The organism is Microcoleus sp. Pol7_B2, from assembly GCF_036701035.1.
Taxonomy (GTDB): Bacteria; Cyanobacteriota; Cyanobacteriia; order Cyanobacteriales; family Microcoleaceae; genus Microcoleus.
The window spans coordinates 11,752-27,606 of the sequence record NZ_JAUBQB010000041.1 but is presented as its reverse complement, the minus strand read 5'-3'; the positions used below and the strand labels follow the sequence as shown (position 1 = coordinate 27,606).

10 protein-coding genes are annotated in these 15,855 nt (G+C 45.7%); 5 read left to right on the top strand and 5 right to left on the bottom strand.

What is annotated here, in order from left to right; genetic code table 11:
• Nucleotides 1-53 precede the first annotated feature (53 nt).
• From opcA to fbp, 5 genes are all read right to left on the bottom strand, one after another.
• The gene (opcA, locus tag QUA57_RS16490) at nucleotides 54-1,418 is read right to left on the bottom strand and encodes a glucose-6-phosphate dehydrogenase assembly protein OpcA (RefSeq protein ID WP_333062259.1); all 1,365 of its coding nucleotides are present in this window, start codon (nucleotides 1,416-1,418) and stop codon (nucleotides 54-56) included.
• A gap of 122 nt (nucleotides 1,419-1,540) precedes the next feature.
• Nucleotides 1,541-3,070, bottom strand: coding sequence for a glucose-6-phosphate dehydrogenase (zwf, locus tag QUA57_RS16485; protein ID WP_333062258.1), 1,530 nt, complete (start codon nucleotides 3,068-3,070; stop codon nucleotides 1,541-1,543).
• 258 nt (nucleotides 3,071-3,328) lie between these two features.
• A complete protein-coding gene (gene tal, locus QUA57_RS16480; RefSeq protein WP_333062257.1) occupies nucleotides 3,329-4,483 on the bottom strand; it encodes a transaldolase in 1,155 nt (384 codons plus the stop codon).
• A gap of 109 nt (nucleotides 4,484-4,592) precedes the next feature.
• Nucleotides 4,593-4,733, bottom strand: coding sequence for a hypothetical protein (locus QUA57_RS16475; RefSeq protein WP_333062255.1), 141 nt, complete (start codon nucleotides 4,731-4,733; stop codon nucleotides 4,593-4,595).
• The gene (gene fbp, locus QUA57_RS16470; protein WP_333062254.1) at nucleotides 4,730-5,803 is read right to left on the bottom strand and encodes a class 1 fructose-bisphosphatase; all 1,074 of its coding nucleotides are present in this window, start codon (nucleotides 5,801-5,803) and stop codon (nucleotides 4,730-4,732) included. Before fbp ends, QUA57_RS16475 begins: the two co-directional genes overlap by 4 nt.
• Nucleotides 5,804-6,126: 323 nt before the next feature.
• Between fbp and QUA57_RS16465 the strand changes: the two genes are divergently transcribed.
• The 5 genes from QUA57_RS16465 to QUA57_RS16445 form a co-directional block, all read left to right on the top strand.
• A complete protein-coding gene (locus QUA57_RS16465; protein ID WP_333062253.1) occupies nucleotides 6,127-6,261 on the top strand; it encodes a DUF4058 family protein in 135 nt (44 codons plus the stop codon).
• Nucleotides 6,262-6,466: 205 nt separating this feature from the next.
• Nucleotides 6,467-8,980: an ankyrin repeat domain-containing protein gene (locus tag QUA57_RS16460; protein WP_333062251.1), complete on the top strand. Its 2,514-nt coding sequence runs from the start codon at nucleotides 6,467-6,469 to the stop codon at nucleotides 8,978-8,980.
• A gap of 29 nt (nucleotides 8,981-9,009) precedes the next feature.
• Nucleotides 9,010-10,401 (top strand): serine/threonine-protein kinase, encoded by a 1,392-nt coding sequence (locus QUA57_RS16455; RefSeq protein WP_333062249.1) that lies wholly within the window; start codon nucleotides 9,010-9,012, stop codon nucleotides 10,399-10,401.
• Nucleotides 10,402-10,816: 415 nt separating this feature from the next.
• Nucleotides 10,817-12,538: an AAA-like domain-containing protein gene (locus QUA57_RS16450; protein WP_333062247.1), complete on the top strand. Its 1,722-nt coding sequence runs from the start codon at nucleotides 10,817-10,819 to the stop codon at nucleotides 12,536-12,538.
• Nucleotides 12,535-15,855, top strand: a 3,321-nt coding sequence (locus tag QUA57_RS16445) for a WD40 domain-containing protein (protein WP_333062246.1), incomplete at its 3' end; no start/stop codon positions are given. The genes QUA57_RS16450 and QUA57_RS16445, both read left to right, overlap by 4 nt.

Sequence of the window (15,855 nt, the reverse complement as noted above, 5' to 3'; positions counted from 1 at the left end):
CTGACTATTAACTCAATCCTTCTTCCTTCTTCCTTCTTCCTTCTTCCCTCTTTTTACCGCTTAGCTAACTTCAGCATTTGAGCCGTCACTGCCAAACTTTCTTCGTAAAGCACGTCCCGGCCCCAACTCAGCAAGTGTTGGCCCAGCAACTGTTCCGTCACCTGATCGAACAGAGGACTCACCTGGTTAAACCGATCGGTTTGAGCGCCACCCTTCGTTTCCATCCGCATACAGCCGCCCACTTCCGAACACAGAACCGTACCGCAGTCAGCCTTCTCGTTCGTAGAACTCAAACGCAGAGCAATCAAATCGCCCGGGACATCGCCCGTATCAGCAGTAGGAATAGCAGCCAACTCGGCTTCGACAACCCGTTCGTCCGGCCCCGCGAATTTAATTCGCTTGATTTGGTAATCGCCCTCTTCCTGTTTGAAAGCAACCGGACGCCACTGAAGCCGGCTCGCCAGCCAACCCAAATACATCAGCGCTTGAGTAGAATTGTCCTGTTCGTAATCGATCGTCACCCGATCGATTTCCCGAATCGCAGCGCGACGTTCCGGGGCGTCAAAAGCCTCAGCAGCCAACTCCTGCCACGCGGCCAGCCGGCGCCAATTGAGATCGGCGATCGGAATTCCCTCCTCGATCAGACTGTGCATCAACAGCAATTCAGCTTCAGACTCGGCAAAGCTGCTAGAGTCAACAATCACAGAACTGCTAATTGTCGCCAGCCGCTGGAACAAACCTCGATCGGCATCCGGATTCGCCTTCCACCACAGCAGCGTCGGCAAATCAGCGATAGTCAACGCCGTCACGATGCCGCTCACCCGTTCCAAAGCAGCTTCCGTACCCCGCAGCGTAATATACTCGCAGCAGATCAGATTGCCAGTGGTGCGCTTGTGAACCGGGCAATAAGCAGCCACTTGAGCCTGTACGCCCGTATCTTCCCCCGCCGTCGGGCACAGAGCAATAATCCGGCAGGGATTGGCAGCCACGATCGCATCAGCCACCCCCGAACCCCCGGAACCCAAACCACTGGAGCCCATCTCCTCGCCTTTTGAATTTTTATGAGCCACTTCTTCCCGCAAAGTCGCCAGCAATTCAGCGTTAGGTTTGCCAGTTCTCGGCAGCCCGTAAGCTTTTTGAGCCGCCCTGATGCTAGATGCCGTCATCGGCCCGGTAATACCGTCCACCGGCCCGTCGTAAAACCCCAGATCCGCTAATAACCGCTGAGTTTCTTCCGGTTCATAGACTACAAAAGTAAAAGTTGTTGCCCTACTAGCGATCGGAGAATCGCCCTTTGAACCAGATTCTCTGTAACTTTCCCAAATTTGACTCAATTCGGCCTCTATTTGGTCGATCGACACATCTTTAGGATTTTGCAGCGAAACCAGAGGCGGAGCTTTCATCGGTGTCATCGTCATAAATCTTTTCTCCTTTGTTATTTGTTATTAGTCATTAGTCATTGGTTCTTAGTCATTGGTTTTTAGCTAATCAATAATGGCTAATCCTGACCAATAAACTAAAGACTCCTGACTAATGACTCTTAAAGTCTGCGCCACTTGCGGCCGTCTCTGTTAATTAGCAGTTCTGCTTCCGCCGGTTCCCAAGTACCCGCTTCGTATTTAGGAACCAACTCCTGTTCGTTGGACGATTCCCAATCCATCAGCGCCGGCGTTACCACCCGCCAAGCTTCTTCCACTTCATCAGAACGGGTAAACAAAGTTTGGTCGCCCAGCATACAATCAATTAACAGGCGATCGTAAGCATCCGAAGATGTCACCCCAAAGGAAGAACCGTAACTGAAATCCATATCCACCGTCCGCGTCCGCAAATCCGGCCCCGGCATTTTCGCCTCAAACCTCAGCGAAATCCCCTCGTTCGGATGCACGCGCATAGTCAAAACGTTAGGAGTAGTTTGTTGGGCCGCGGACTGAAAGATTAGCAGCGGAACTTCGCGGAACTGAATTGCAATTTCGCTAACTTTTTTCGGCAACCGTTTGCCGGTTCGCAGGTAGAAAGGCACTCCCTGCCAGCGCCAGTTGTCAATCATAAACTTCATCGCCACAAAAGTCGGCGTTGTCGAATTGGGAGCAACCCCCGGTTCATCGTGATACCCCGGCACCGGTTTCCCCTTCATCCAACCTGCGGAATATTGACCCCGAATCGCTGAGAACTCCAAGTTATTCAAATCTGCCAAGCGAGTTGCTTGCAGAACTTTCATCTTTTCGGTGCGGATGCTGTCAGCGTCGAGCGAGTTCGGCGGTTCCATCGCCGTCAGACAGAAAATCTGCATCAAGTGGTTTTGCAGCATATCCCGCAACGCCCCAGAGGATTCGTAGTAACCAGCCCGGTCTTCTACGCCTACTGTTTCTGCAACTGTAATTTGTACGTGATCGACAAATTGCCGATTCCACAGCGGTTCAAAAATCGCGTTAGCAAACCGGAACACCATTAAATTCTGAACAGTTTCTTTACCCAAATAGTGGTCTATCCGGTAAACTTGCTGTTCTTGGCAAACCTGCTGCACGACTCGGTTGAGAGCTTTTGCCGAACTCAAGTCGCGGCCGAAGGGTTTTTCAATTACCAAGCGGTGTTTTGCTGGGTCAACCAGCATTTGAGCATCGCCCAGTTGCCTAATTGCTTCTGGGAAAAAGTTCGGGGAAACTGATAGATAAAATATGTGATTGCCGCGAGTTCTCCTTTCTTCGTCGATTTCCGCTAAGAAAGCTTTGAGTTTTTGATAGCTTTCGGGGTTATCAATGTCGCCCGGACAATAGTACAAACCTTGAGCGAAATCTTGCCACAATTCTTCACTGCCAATGCCGCCGCCAAATTCTTCAATGCCTTCGCGCATTTGCTCTCGGAAGTAATCGTGACTCCAAGGGCGGCGGGCTACTCCCACCACGGTAGTTTCTGGTGGCAAGCGTCGATCGCGCTTCATCTGATAAATTGCAGGTACCAGTTTGCGCTGGGTGAGATCCCCAGAAGCTCCGAAGATGACCAGAATTTGTGGTTCCGGCACCCGTTCTTTTCGCAAACCGACCCGCAGTGGATTTTCAAGTAGCGTTACCATTTACTTTCCTTTTTCTAGTGCTGTTAACAGTGCTAAGACATCATGATAGTTTGCGGTCATTTCTGCTAGTTGCTGGGTGAGAGAGTTAATCGATTCTTAATACTGCTAGAGGAGGCAGATGATTTTGCTCTCTAGGAACTCTGACACCAATTAATCTCAAAATTCCTAGAGAGGATTTAAAACTCAGCCTTTAAGAACCCAAATAATTATCTACTCCGATTCCTAAATGCTTCTGCCTTTCAGGATACAGATATCTGCCTAAGCGACGGGCGACAACTTCTGGACTTTCTCTTGCAAGGAATCCATCAGGGATTGGAACGGATTGACGAATTTCTCAATCCCGTCGATGAGCAAGTCTGCCATCACTTGGTCCAAGTTGATGTCTATGTCGGGATCTTTGAGACTTTCGATCAGGGTGTAAGCTTCTTCAACGTTGTTCTCAATCCGGGGTGCGACATCGCAGTGGTCGAAACAAGCTTCCACGGTGTTCGGTGGCAAAGTGTTAACGGTGTCGGGGCCGATTAGTTCATCCACGTACATGACATCGCTGTAGTTGGGGTTTTTGGTGCTGGTGGAAGCCCACAGCAAGCGCTGCACTTTGGCTCCTTTTGCCGCTAAAGCTTGCCAGCGATCGCTCGCTACGATCTCTTTATACTTCTGGTAAGCTATCTTCGCATTGGCGATCGCCACTTTCCCCTTCACCGCTTCCAGTCTAGCTTTTGTGGAAATATCTGTGACATTTTTGAGTTTCTCGTCAATCTTGCCATCGACATTGATGTCGATCCGGCTCAAGAAGAAACTGGCAACGGAAGCAATATTGCTCACATCCAAACCTTTAGCCGCCCGCGCTTCTAAACCGCGAATGTAAGCCCAGAAGGTTTCGACGTAGCTGTCAACCGAGAACAGTAAAGTCACGTTAACGTTAATGCCTTCGCTGATGACTCGCTCGACTGCGGGCAAACCTTGAGCGGTTCCCGGAATCTTAATCATCACGTTTTCTTTGCCGAGGGCTTGGTAATAGCGCAAGGCTTCGCTAATCGTGCTTTCTGTATCGTTGGCGATCGTCGGTGGCACTTCAATGCTAATGTAACCGTCCAAACCCTTCGACTCTGCGTAAACTGGGGCGAAGATGTCGCAAGCGTTGCGGATATCTTCAAATACCAGAGATTCGTAAATCTCCATTACAGATTTACCCGCCCGGATGCCCGCTTCGATATCCGCGTCGTAAATCACATTACCCGCGATCGCTTTCTCAAAAATAGCCGGATTAGATGTAATCCCTCGCAGTCCCCTACTTTCAATCATCTGTTTGAGTTCGCCGGACTCGATCAGATCGCGAGTCAAATTGTCCATCCAGATACTTTGGCCAATTTCTTTGATTTCTAACAGGTGATTCGTTGACGTTGCTGTCATTACTGTAACTCCTACAATTTGATAGCTGTTAATTGGGACTTGGAAATTGGGAATTGAAAATTGAAAATTGGCAATGGGCAATTGGTAATTGGGAGTCGAAAGTTATAAGTTAAAACCCTCTTCCCTCTTCCTTCTTCCTGACATCCGTTACATCCCGTACATTGCTCGTTGCCGAACTTCCCTCTTCCCTCTTTCTGACATCCGTTACATCCCGTACATTGCTCGTTGCCGAACTTCGCTCTTCCTTCACCCTTGGACTGTTCTAGGATTGCGCGATCGATCTTGAATAAAAGACTCGACCATCGCTACATTTTCTTTACTGCCGATAATCAAGGGCGATCGCTCGTGCAGTTTGGTCGGCACAACGTCTAAGATGTCTTGAACTCCCGTACTGGCGCGCCCGCCGGCTTGCTCCATCAAAAACGCCAAGGGAGCCGATTCGTAGAGCAAACGCAATTTGCCTTCCGGTTTTTTCACCGTTCCGGGGTACAAAAACACGCCTCCCTGGAATAAAATCCGGTGGAAATCTCCCACCAAAGCCCCGCCGTACCGGGCGCTGTAGCCTTCGCTGCGGTGTACGTAGCGAATGTAATCTCTCAAAGATTCCTCCCACTGCCAGAAGTTGCCTTCATTAACGCTGTAAATCGGGCCGCGATCGGGAACCTTAATGTTTTCGTTAGCTAGAATGAACTCGCCCAAACTGGGATCGAGGGTAAAGGAATGAACACCCTGACCGATCGAATAAACCAGCATGGTACTCGGGCCGTAGAGCACGTAGCCGGCCGCGATTTGTTTGTGTCCGTGTTGCAGCAAGTCGGAAGCAGAACCGTCTTCATCGTCCCCTTCTTGCTTGCGGATGCTGAATATTGAGCCGACATTGAGATTGATGTCAAGATTGGAAGAACCGTCTATAGGGTCGTAGAGCAGACTGTAACGCCCGATCGGACAGTTTTCGGGAATGTAGTAGGGTTTTTCCATTTCCTCCGAAGCCAAGCGGCAGACAAGTCCGCTTTGCTGGAATACCGAGATAAACACTTCATTGGCATAGATATCCATCTTTTTGACGGATTCTCCCTGCACGTTCGTAGCCCCTGTAAACCCCAAGGCATCTGCCATTAATCCCGCTCTGCTGAGCCGCCTTGCGATCAGCTTGGCAGCTAGTCCGATGCGATTCATCAGGGCGCTGAGATCTTGAGCATCTGCTGAAAAGCTGTGAAGTTGCTGGAGTACGTGACGAGATAGGGTTGTGCAATCGCGGTCTAAGGCTTGCACCTGATCCATCGGGCCCAGTCGGGCTTCCCCTGTCGGCGCGTTTACCATGATTTTGATGTCCTCCCTGTCTTGCTGCTCTGGATTTGGGTTCGATGGAGTCCTTGACTCTTGCTCCTGAATCGGCTAAAAGACCGATCGTCCCCCAACTTCTATCTTAGGAAGGGTTTTGCCAAAGGGCGTCGAACTTTAGGTGAATTTTAGATCCGCATCGAAAATTGAGGAGTGCGAGCGGCTCTTGAGTCGGGAATTGTATTCAAAATCACTAATTTTTTTGATTAACCGCAGAGGACGCAGAGGGCGCAGAGGGAGAAAGTGGCGATAGAGAAGCCTACGAACGTTGGCTAGCATCTCAAAAAGACCGACAACTTCCTTTGCGCGAAGAAGATGTAAAACCTATTGTTAATTTGCCGGAATTGCTTGCAGGCATTTACGATCGCGCCGGCTATAATTATCGGCTCGATTACGATCAATATCCCGTACGTAAATTTTCGCCAAAGGTGATATGACACTCCAAAATTCTGGGTAAGCTCTCCATAGAAATACGGTAATTGAAATTTAAGCAAATATACAGAGTCCGTCATTGACTTTTCTATTGACTTGTTTGAAATATACTCAAACACTCAATTTACTTTGCATAAATTTTTTAAAGTTTGGGTTTTTAAAACCCAAATACAAAATGTTTGTTGATACTCATCAACACAGGATAATGCTATGGATATTGTTGAACAAATTCCCCATAACTTAGTCAAACACTATCAAATTAAAAAGCTACTCGGAGAAGGCGGTAGTAGCACAACTTATGAAGCCGTTGACCTCCAAACACACCAGCGAGTCGCACTCAAAGCTTTGTCTTTACAGAAGATGAATGACTGGAAAGTCCTGGAACTATTTGAACGAGAAGCCAATGTTTTATCAAAATTGAATCATCCGGGAATTCCGCGTTATTTGGATTATTTTTATGTCGATACTCCCGATAACCGTTGTTTTTATATAGTACAAGAACTGGCCCAAGGGCAATCTCTAGCCAGTTTAGTCGAAAATGGCTGGCACGCTAGTGAACCAGAAATTCAACGCATTGCCACACAAATTTTGGAGATTTTAGTTTATCTCCATTCACAGACACCACCTGTGACCCACCGGGATATTAAACCAGAAAATATTGTTTTCAAATCGCCGTTCGATTCCCACAAAGAAAAAGACTGGGCAGTCTGCTTAGTAGATTTTGGAGCCGTGCAAAACACTTATTACAATACTTTAATGCGAGGAAGTACCGTAGTTGGAACCTATGGTTATATGGCTCCAGAACAATTTCTCGGACAAGCCGTACCTGCAACAGATTTATATGGTTTAGGAGCGACCTTGTTGTATTTACTAACCCACCGTTCCCCCGCCGAATTACCAACAAATATACTAGAGAAAGATTTTCGCTCTCAAATTCAGATTTCTTCAGCATTTGCCGATTGGTTAGGAAAAACGATCGCGCCAGATTTAGAAAACCGCTTTAACTCGGCAAAAGAAGCGCTTGAATTGCTGCGCCATCCTCGAATAGTTAGCGTTAAATCCGATCGATCGATGCAATGGAAAAAACGCCTCAAAATAGGAATTGCTGCTATTGCTACTGTTGCTGTTTTAAATCACTTTAAATATCCCATCCTCAACCGGATTGGATTTACACCCGATGCAGTTGTCGAGGCTGCCAGCCAGGGAGATACTAACACTATTAGGCATTATCTGGATCTTGGTATTAGTGCCAATAGCAGGATAGGCAGTCAGAATTTACTACACTTTGCTGGCTCAAAAGAGGTGGCAGAATTGTTAATTGCCAAAGGTGCAGATGTCAACGCTAAGGGTACACATGGCGGTACCCCATTACACAGCGCTGCTATGTCCGATCGCATAAAAGTAGCACAGACGCTAATTGCTAAAGGTGCAGATATTAACGCCTGGACAGGAAGTCAATATTTTGATGGAACTCCTCTGTTCTTTGCCCGATCGCCTGAAATGGCCAAGTTGCTGATTGCTAAAGGTGCGGATGTCAATGCCAAAAACAAAAATGGCTTGACTCCTCTACATACGGCGCGATCGAAGGCGATCGCAAAGATACTACTCGCCGCAGGCGCAAAAATTAACATCAAAGAAGACAATGCCCAAAATGGCAAGAGTACAGCTTTATTACATAACGCAGCCCAAATAGGTTTTAAGGAGTTGGTACAACATCTAATTAAAGACGGTGCAAATGTGGCGATCCGCGATGACGCTCGAAGAACTCCACTGCACTATGCAACCACAAAAGAAGTTGCTGCTTTGCTAATGTTGGATGTCAATGCTAGGGACAAATCTGGAAATACTCCGTTACACCTAGCTGTCGATCGAGGATCTCAAGATATCGCTGAACTGCTAATTGCTAATGGTGCAAGGGTTAACGTTAGAAATGAGAACGGTCAAACTCCATTGTATCGAGCGATCGCGATCGGACACAATGATATTGCTGCACTGCTCATTAAAAACGGTACAGATGTCAATAATATAGATAGATATGGCACAACTCCACTGCACAAAGCTGCACATTATGGCACTGTAGAAATCTTAAAATTGCTGATTGCTAAAGGTGCAGAAATTAATATCCAGGATAATCAAAGAAAAACTCCACTGGATATCGCCGTAGACCTGAAACTTCAGGATACAGTGGCGCTGCTAATTAGTAAAAACCCAGATGTTAATAGTGAAGACAAAGAAGGCAGAACTTTACTGCATATCGCTCTCGATTTCAAACTTGAGGATGTAGCCAAACAACTCATTGCCAAAGGTGCATTCGTTAATGCCAAAAATAACTTGCTTCAAACTCCCCTGCATCTTGCTGTTGCTCAAGGAACTCAAGATATCGCTGAACTGCTAATTGCTAATGGCGCAAGGGTTAACCCTAGAAATGCGAACGGTCAAACTCCATTGTATCAAGCGATCGCGATCGGACACAATGATATTGCTACACTGCTAATTAAAAACGGTGCAGATGTTAATAATAGAGATAAGTGTGACACAACTCCCCTGCACAAAGCAGCACATTATGGCACTGTAGAAATCTTAAAATTACTGATTGCTAAAGGTGCAACAATCAACGCTACAAACTGCTATGGCGACACGCCCCTAAAGATAGCAGAAACCAACTGGAACCCCGACGGAGAAGTAGCAGCCAAAATACTCAAATCTCGCGGCGCAACCTACTAATTATCCCAAATAACCCCACGCATAAAAATATGGAAACACTAGAACAATCGGAAAAAATCATTGCTGAAAGATATCGCATAATCGGCAAATTAGGACAGGGTGGAGTTGGAATCACCTATGCTGCTGTAGATTTAAACAGCAATCAAAAAGTTGCACTCAAAGCTTTATCCCTGCGCCTGACAACTGAATGGAAGAAAATCGAGTTATTTGAACGAGAAGCAAAAACTTTATCGGGATTGAATCATCCGGGAATTCCTCGCTACATTGACTACTTTCAAGTGGATACTTCCCAAGATCGTTGTTTTTATATCGCCCAACAACTCGCACCGGGAAAATCTCTCGCACAGTGGATAGAAAATGGCTGGAAACCAAATGAAGCTCAAGTTCGTCATATCGCCTATCAATTGCTAGAAATTCTAGCTTATCTGCAATCGCTCTTACCTCCTGCAATCCACCGAGATATTAAACCCCAAAATATTATTCTGCAAAAAAATGGGCGAGTCTTCCTAGTTGATTTTGGCGCAGTTCAAAATACTTACCATCATACCGTTACTGGAGGCAGTACCGTTGTCGGAACCTACTGTTACATGGCACCAGAACAATTTCGAGGAAAAGCTGTATTATCAACAGATTTGTATGGATTAGGAACAACGCTGCTTTTCCTGTTAACCCAGAAATTTCCATCTGATTTACCCAGACAAAAGCTGAAGGTAAAATTCCGCGATCGCGTCTCTATTTCTACAGAGTTTGCCGAGTGGTTAGATCAGATAATTGAACCCGCAGTTGAAGATCGATTTCAATCAGCAAAAGATGCTTTATTAGCGCTGCGAGGGGAACAGCCAAGCGGGATTAATCCCGAAAAAATGTTTAAGCGCTCGCCACAATCCCGAATTACTTTAATTGACGCGAAACGGTGGTTATTCATCCATATACACCCCGATCGTTCACCTAGCAGACTCAAAGGGTTTTTCCACTTCATTCATCTGACTTGTAAATTTTTACTTCCCTGCTCTTTGCTCCTTCCAATTTTCCACTTATTACTAGGGGTGATACCCGTACCGCTGGACTCGACAGTTAGCTTGTTTAAATACACTGTAGCCGACTGGGTAGGTAAATTATTTCCGCTATTTGTATTTATATCAATCATAGCTGTAATAATATTTACCGTATTTTATGCTTTGATCTGCTTGTGTTGGATTGATTATTATCTATTCACTAGACCAAGACCAATTCAAATCAGCCCTCAAGATATTCAGCGGGTAAAGTTGAGCGGAATTCATCTGCCATTGCTCAAAAAATCGATGACTTTTTGCGGGATTCGCGCCAAGTCACGTAACTATTGTTTTGGCTTATTTTTGCCGCAAGCTGAGAAAGAATGGTTGGTAGGGGAATTGAATGATTGTTTAAGTAAACTAAAATAAATCATTGTTGTTATCCACAGAGTTGATAAAAAAACCGTTTTTTTTCTGAGTGCGTGGATTAAACAAATGCGGAATTATAGAAAATTTTACGTACTAATTTAGGCAATAATAATCATCAACAAATCCTGGATCTGGCATGAGAATAAAACTATAAAGAATCTCGATATTTATGAAATAGGACTGCAAAAGGGGAAGGCGATCGCACTTGTTGAATACGTAGCTAAAAAGATTAGTTGAGAGTAGCGCTCGCCTTGGCGATTGGTGATGCTTCAGTCAGGGCGATCCTTTCTGCCAATTGACTGACCAACAAAAATAAAGATGTTTGTGCTTAAATACCGTAAAGGCTAGAAATATCTCGCCCTGACTGGGATAGTCTCGTTAATATCGTGCATCTCCTCTAGTGAAGGTTCCATTGATGAGTAGTTCCCCAAGAAAGAAAAAAACGCTCCTGTTTTTGGCCGCAAACCCGAAAAACTCCACTCCGCTGCGGTTAGGTGAAGAGGCGAAGGAAATTGCAGAGGGGTTGCAACGCTCTAAAAAGCGCGACAAGTTTCAACTCGAGCAACAGTGGGCGGTGACGCCCAGAGAAATGCAGCGAGCCGTATTAGATTTTAAACCAGAGATTGTGCATTTCTCGGGGCATGGTGCAGGAGAAAGCGGTTTAGCCCTAGAAGATGACATGGGGCAGATTAAGCTGGTAAATGCCAAAGCTTTGGCAGCTTTGTTTGAGGCGTTTAAGGAGTACGTGGAGTGCGTAATACTCAACGCTTGCTATTCAGAAGTGCAAGCGGCTGCGATCGCACGTCACATTCCCTATGTGATCGGCATGAACCAAGCGGTGGGAGATAAGGCCGCACGAGAATTTGCTGTAGGTTTTTACGATACGTTGGCGGCGGGGGAGTCGATCGAATTTGCCTATAAATTGGGTTGCGTTAGCATCAGCATGGCTGGTATTCCAGAAGAGCTGACTCCGGTATTAAAGAAAAAGTCGGATTTTTCTGAGTTGGATGCAGCAGGGCGATCGCCAGATGCTTCTGTTGGCGATCCCTTTGAGGAGTCGCCGCCTGTGGTGAAATATCCGCGATCGACGATCGCCCCAGCTCCCATTTCGATTTCCAACTTAAACAACCCAGAAGGTTCTGTTAGTTTAGATTGTCCCCTGTATATTGATCGGCCTCCCATTGAATCAGACTGCTACCAAACTATTGTCAAACCAGGCGCTTTAATCCGAGTGAAAGCCCCCCGCCAAATGGGAAAAACTTCCTTATTGCAGCGCATTTTACACCACGCTGGGGAACAGGGGCATCAAACTGCTTATTTGAATTTTCAATCTGCTGATGGCAGTTTCCTCACCAATCTTGATGAGTTGTTGCAATGGTTTTGTGGCGATATTACCAATGTATTAAATTTAGAAGAGCGGGTAGCAGACTACTGGAAACAAGGCATGGGGAGCAAACAAAAATGCGGCAACTATTTTCAGCGCTACCTCTTGGCAACAATTACCTCACCATTAACTTTGGGATTGGATGAAGTCGATCAAGTTTTTCAGCATCCAGGAGTCGCCCAGGAATTCTTTGGTTTACTGCGGGCGTGGCATGAAAAAGGGAAAAACGAACCAGCTTGGAAAAAACTGCGTTTAGTAATCTCCCATTCCAAAGAAGTTTATATTCCCCTCAATATTAACCAGTCTCCATTTAATGTGGGTTTACCAATTGAATTGCCCGAGTTTAGTCATCTGCAAATTAATGATTTACTGCAAAAACATCAACTAAATTGGTCTGATAGTGACAGAAAAAAGCTGATACAAATGGTAGACGGTCATCCTTACTTGTTAAGAAAAGCTCTCTATGAAATTGCTCGTGGTTCTTTGAATTTAGAACAATTTTTACACATTGCACCGACAGAAGAAGGAATTTACGGCGATCATTTACGCCGCCATTTATCGAATCTTGCTGATGCTAATTTAGAAACCGCCATGAAACAAGTGATTGCTAGTTCCCATCCGGTACGATTAGAAGCAAATCTAGCGTTTAAACTTCGCAGTATGGGTTTAGTGAAGTTGCGGGGAAATGATGTGATTCCCCTGTGCAATCTCTACAGCCTTTATTTTAAAGACCGTTTGGGGGTTGGTTCATGAATAATAAAGCTGATGCAATTTATGAATATCAAGTTGGTGGTAGCCTACCTGTTGATGCGCCTACTTATGTTAGGAGACAAGCTGACCGAGACTTTTATGATGGACTAAAAGCGGGCGAGTTTTGTTACGTTCTTAACTCGCGACAGATGGGGAAATCTAGCTTGCGGGTGCAGACAATGGCGAGATTGCAGCAGGAAAGATTTGCCTGTGCTGCTGTTGATATTACATCAATTGGGACTTCAGATATTACTCCTCAAGAGTGGTATTTTGGAATTATTGACTCGTTGGTGAATAGTTTTGAACTTTACAATAATTTTGATTCCTATGAATGGTGGACGAATCACAATTTAGTGTCTCCCGTCCAACGGTTTAGCAAGTTTATCGGCGAGGTACTGCTGAAATTTGTTGATAAATCTATAGTGATATTTGTGGATGAAATTGACAGTGTATTGGCTTTGCCGTTTAATATAGACGACTTTTTCACGCTAATTCGAGACTGTTTCAACCAACGCGCAGACAAACCAGACTATAAGCGGTTAACCTTTGCTTTAATAGGGGTTGCAGCGCCTTCTGATTTGATTAGTAATCACCTTCGCACTCCGTTTAATATTGGACGGGCGATTGAGTTAGCCGGCTTCCAATTAACAGAAGCGCAACCTTTGGCAGTGGGGTTAGAAACTCAAGCAGAAAATTCGCAATCATTGTTACAAGCGGTGTTATATTGGACGGGCGGACAGCCATTCTTAACGCAAAAAGTTTGTAAATTACTGCTCAATTGTGTCAATTATGCCTCAATTGAAAATCCTGATGAGTGGCTTGGAAACTTAGTTCAAGAAAAGGTAATTAAGAATTGGGAAGGACAGGATGAACCCGAGCATTTAAAGACAATTCGAGATCGAATTTTACGCAGTGATCAACGGACCAGTCGGCTGTTGGGACTATATCAGCAAATATTACAACCCAATGAGATAGATGCTGATGATACGGCTGAACAAATGGAACTACGCTTAACAGGTTTGGTGGTTAAGCAAGCGGGAAAAATTAAAGTTTACAACCCCATTTATCAAGCAGTTTTTAACCGAGATTGGGTGGAAAAACAATTAGCAAATCTCCGACCATATAGCGAAAGTTTTAAAATTTGGATAGAGTCTGAGTGCCAGGATGAATCGCGGTTGTTGCGGGGTCAGGCATTGCAAGAGGCTCAAACCTGGGCAGCAGGTAAAAGTTTGAGCGATTTAGATTATCAGTTTTTAAATGCCGGCAGGGAGCTCCAACAACAAGAAGTTGAACGAGAGTTAGATGCACAGAGACAAGCAAATCAACTGTTGACGGAGGCGAATCAGACACTCACTCAAGCACAGAAAAAGGCACGAAATATTACAATCGCGACTTCTGTTTTTGCTGGGGTGGCTGTGTTAGTGGCCGCCGGTGCATCTGTGTTTGCTAGTTATCAATTCAAGAAAGTCGCTCAAGCCCAAACTTTAGCGAACGCCATCCAAGAAAGTGCTTTTTCCAATCAATTATTTATTTCCGGGCAGACCTTTAAATCACTTTTAGAAGCATTGAAGGCAGGACAAAGCTTCAAACAACTAGATTCTTCAGGCGAGACTACAGAAGACATCAAAGGAGAAGTGATAGGGGCGCTGCAACAAGCAGTTTCCCAAGTAAAAGAGCGCAATACTTTGGAAGGCCATAACGGTTGGGTCTGGAGTGTCGCTTTTAGTCCCGATCAAAAAACCTTGGCTTCTGGTAGCAGTGACAAAAGCATCAAACTATGGAATCTCCAAACTAGAAAGCTCATTACTATGTTCACTGGGCATAGCGGTTTTGTCGTGACCGTCGGTTTTAGCCTTGATGGCAAAACATTGGCTTCTGGTAGCAGTGACACCACCATCAAACTGTGGAATCTACAAACCGGAAAACTCATCACCACCCTCACCGGGCATAGCAGTGGGGTTATGAGTGTGGCTTTTAGTCGAGATGGCAAGACATTGGCTTCTGCTAGCCGTGACAAGACTATCAAACTATGGAATCTGCAAACCGGGAAACTCATCACCACCTTCACCGGCCATACCGATCAGGTTGTCAGCGTTGCTTTTAGTCCCGATCGCAAGACATTAGCTTCTGCTAGCTTAGACAAGACCATCAAACTGTGGAACCTGCAAACCGGGAAACTCATTTCAACATTGGGAGAGCATAGCCAACCGATCTGGAGCATTGGCTTTAGCCCAGATGGTAAAACTTTAGCTTCTACTAGTTTAGACAAGACCATCAAACTGTGGAACCTGCAAACTAGAAAACTCATCACTACCTTCACGGGGCATAGCAATACGGTCAGAACAATTGTCTTTAGCTCGGACGGTAAGACATTGGCTTCTGGTAGTAGGGACAACACCATCAAACTGTGGAACCTGAAAACCAGAAAGCTTATCACTACCCTCACTGGGCATACCAATTGGGTCAATAGCATAGCCTTTAGTTTGGATGGCAAGACATTAGCTTCTGCTAGCTTAGACAACACCATCAAACTGTGGAACCTGCAAACCCAAAAAGCGATCGCTACCCTCACTGGGCATACCAATTGGGTCAATAGTATAGCCTTTAGTCCCGATGGCAAGACATTAGTTTCTGCTAGCTTAGACAAGACCCTCAAACTGTGGAACCTGCAAACCGGGAAACTCTTTTCAACATTGGGAGAGCATAGCCAGCCGATCTTGAGCATTGGCTTTAGCCCAGATGGTAAAACTTTAGCTTCTGCTAGCTTAGACAACACGCTGAAACTGTGGAACCTGCAAACCCAAAAACCGATTACTACCCTCACCGGGCATAGCAATTCGGTCAGGAGCGTCGCCTTTAGTCCCGATGGCAAGACATTGGCTTCTGGTAGTAGGGACAACACGATCAAACTGTGGAGCCTGCAAACCCAAAAACCGATTACTACCCTCACCGGGCATAGCAATTCGGTCAATAGCGTCGCCTTTAGTCCCGATGGCAAGACATTGGCTTCTGGTAGTAGGGACAACACGATCAAACTGTGGAGCCTGCAAACCCAAAAACCGATTACTACCCTCACCGGGCATAGCAATTTGGTCAATAGCGTCGCCTTTAGTCCCGATGGTAAAACTTTAGCTTCTGCAAGCGTAGACAACACGATCAAACTGTGGAACCTGCAAACCCAAAAACCGATTACTACCCTCACCGGGCATAGTAATTCGGTCAATAGCGTCGCCTTTAGTCCCAATGGTAAAACTTTAGCTTCTGCAAGCGTAGACAACACGATCAAACTGTGGAACCTGCAAACCCAAAAACCGATTACT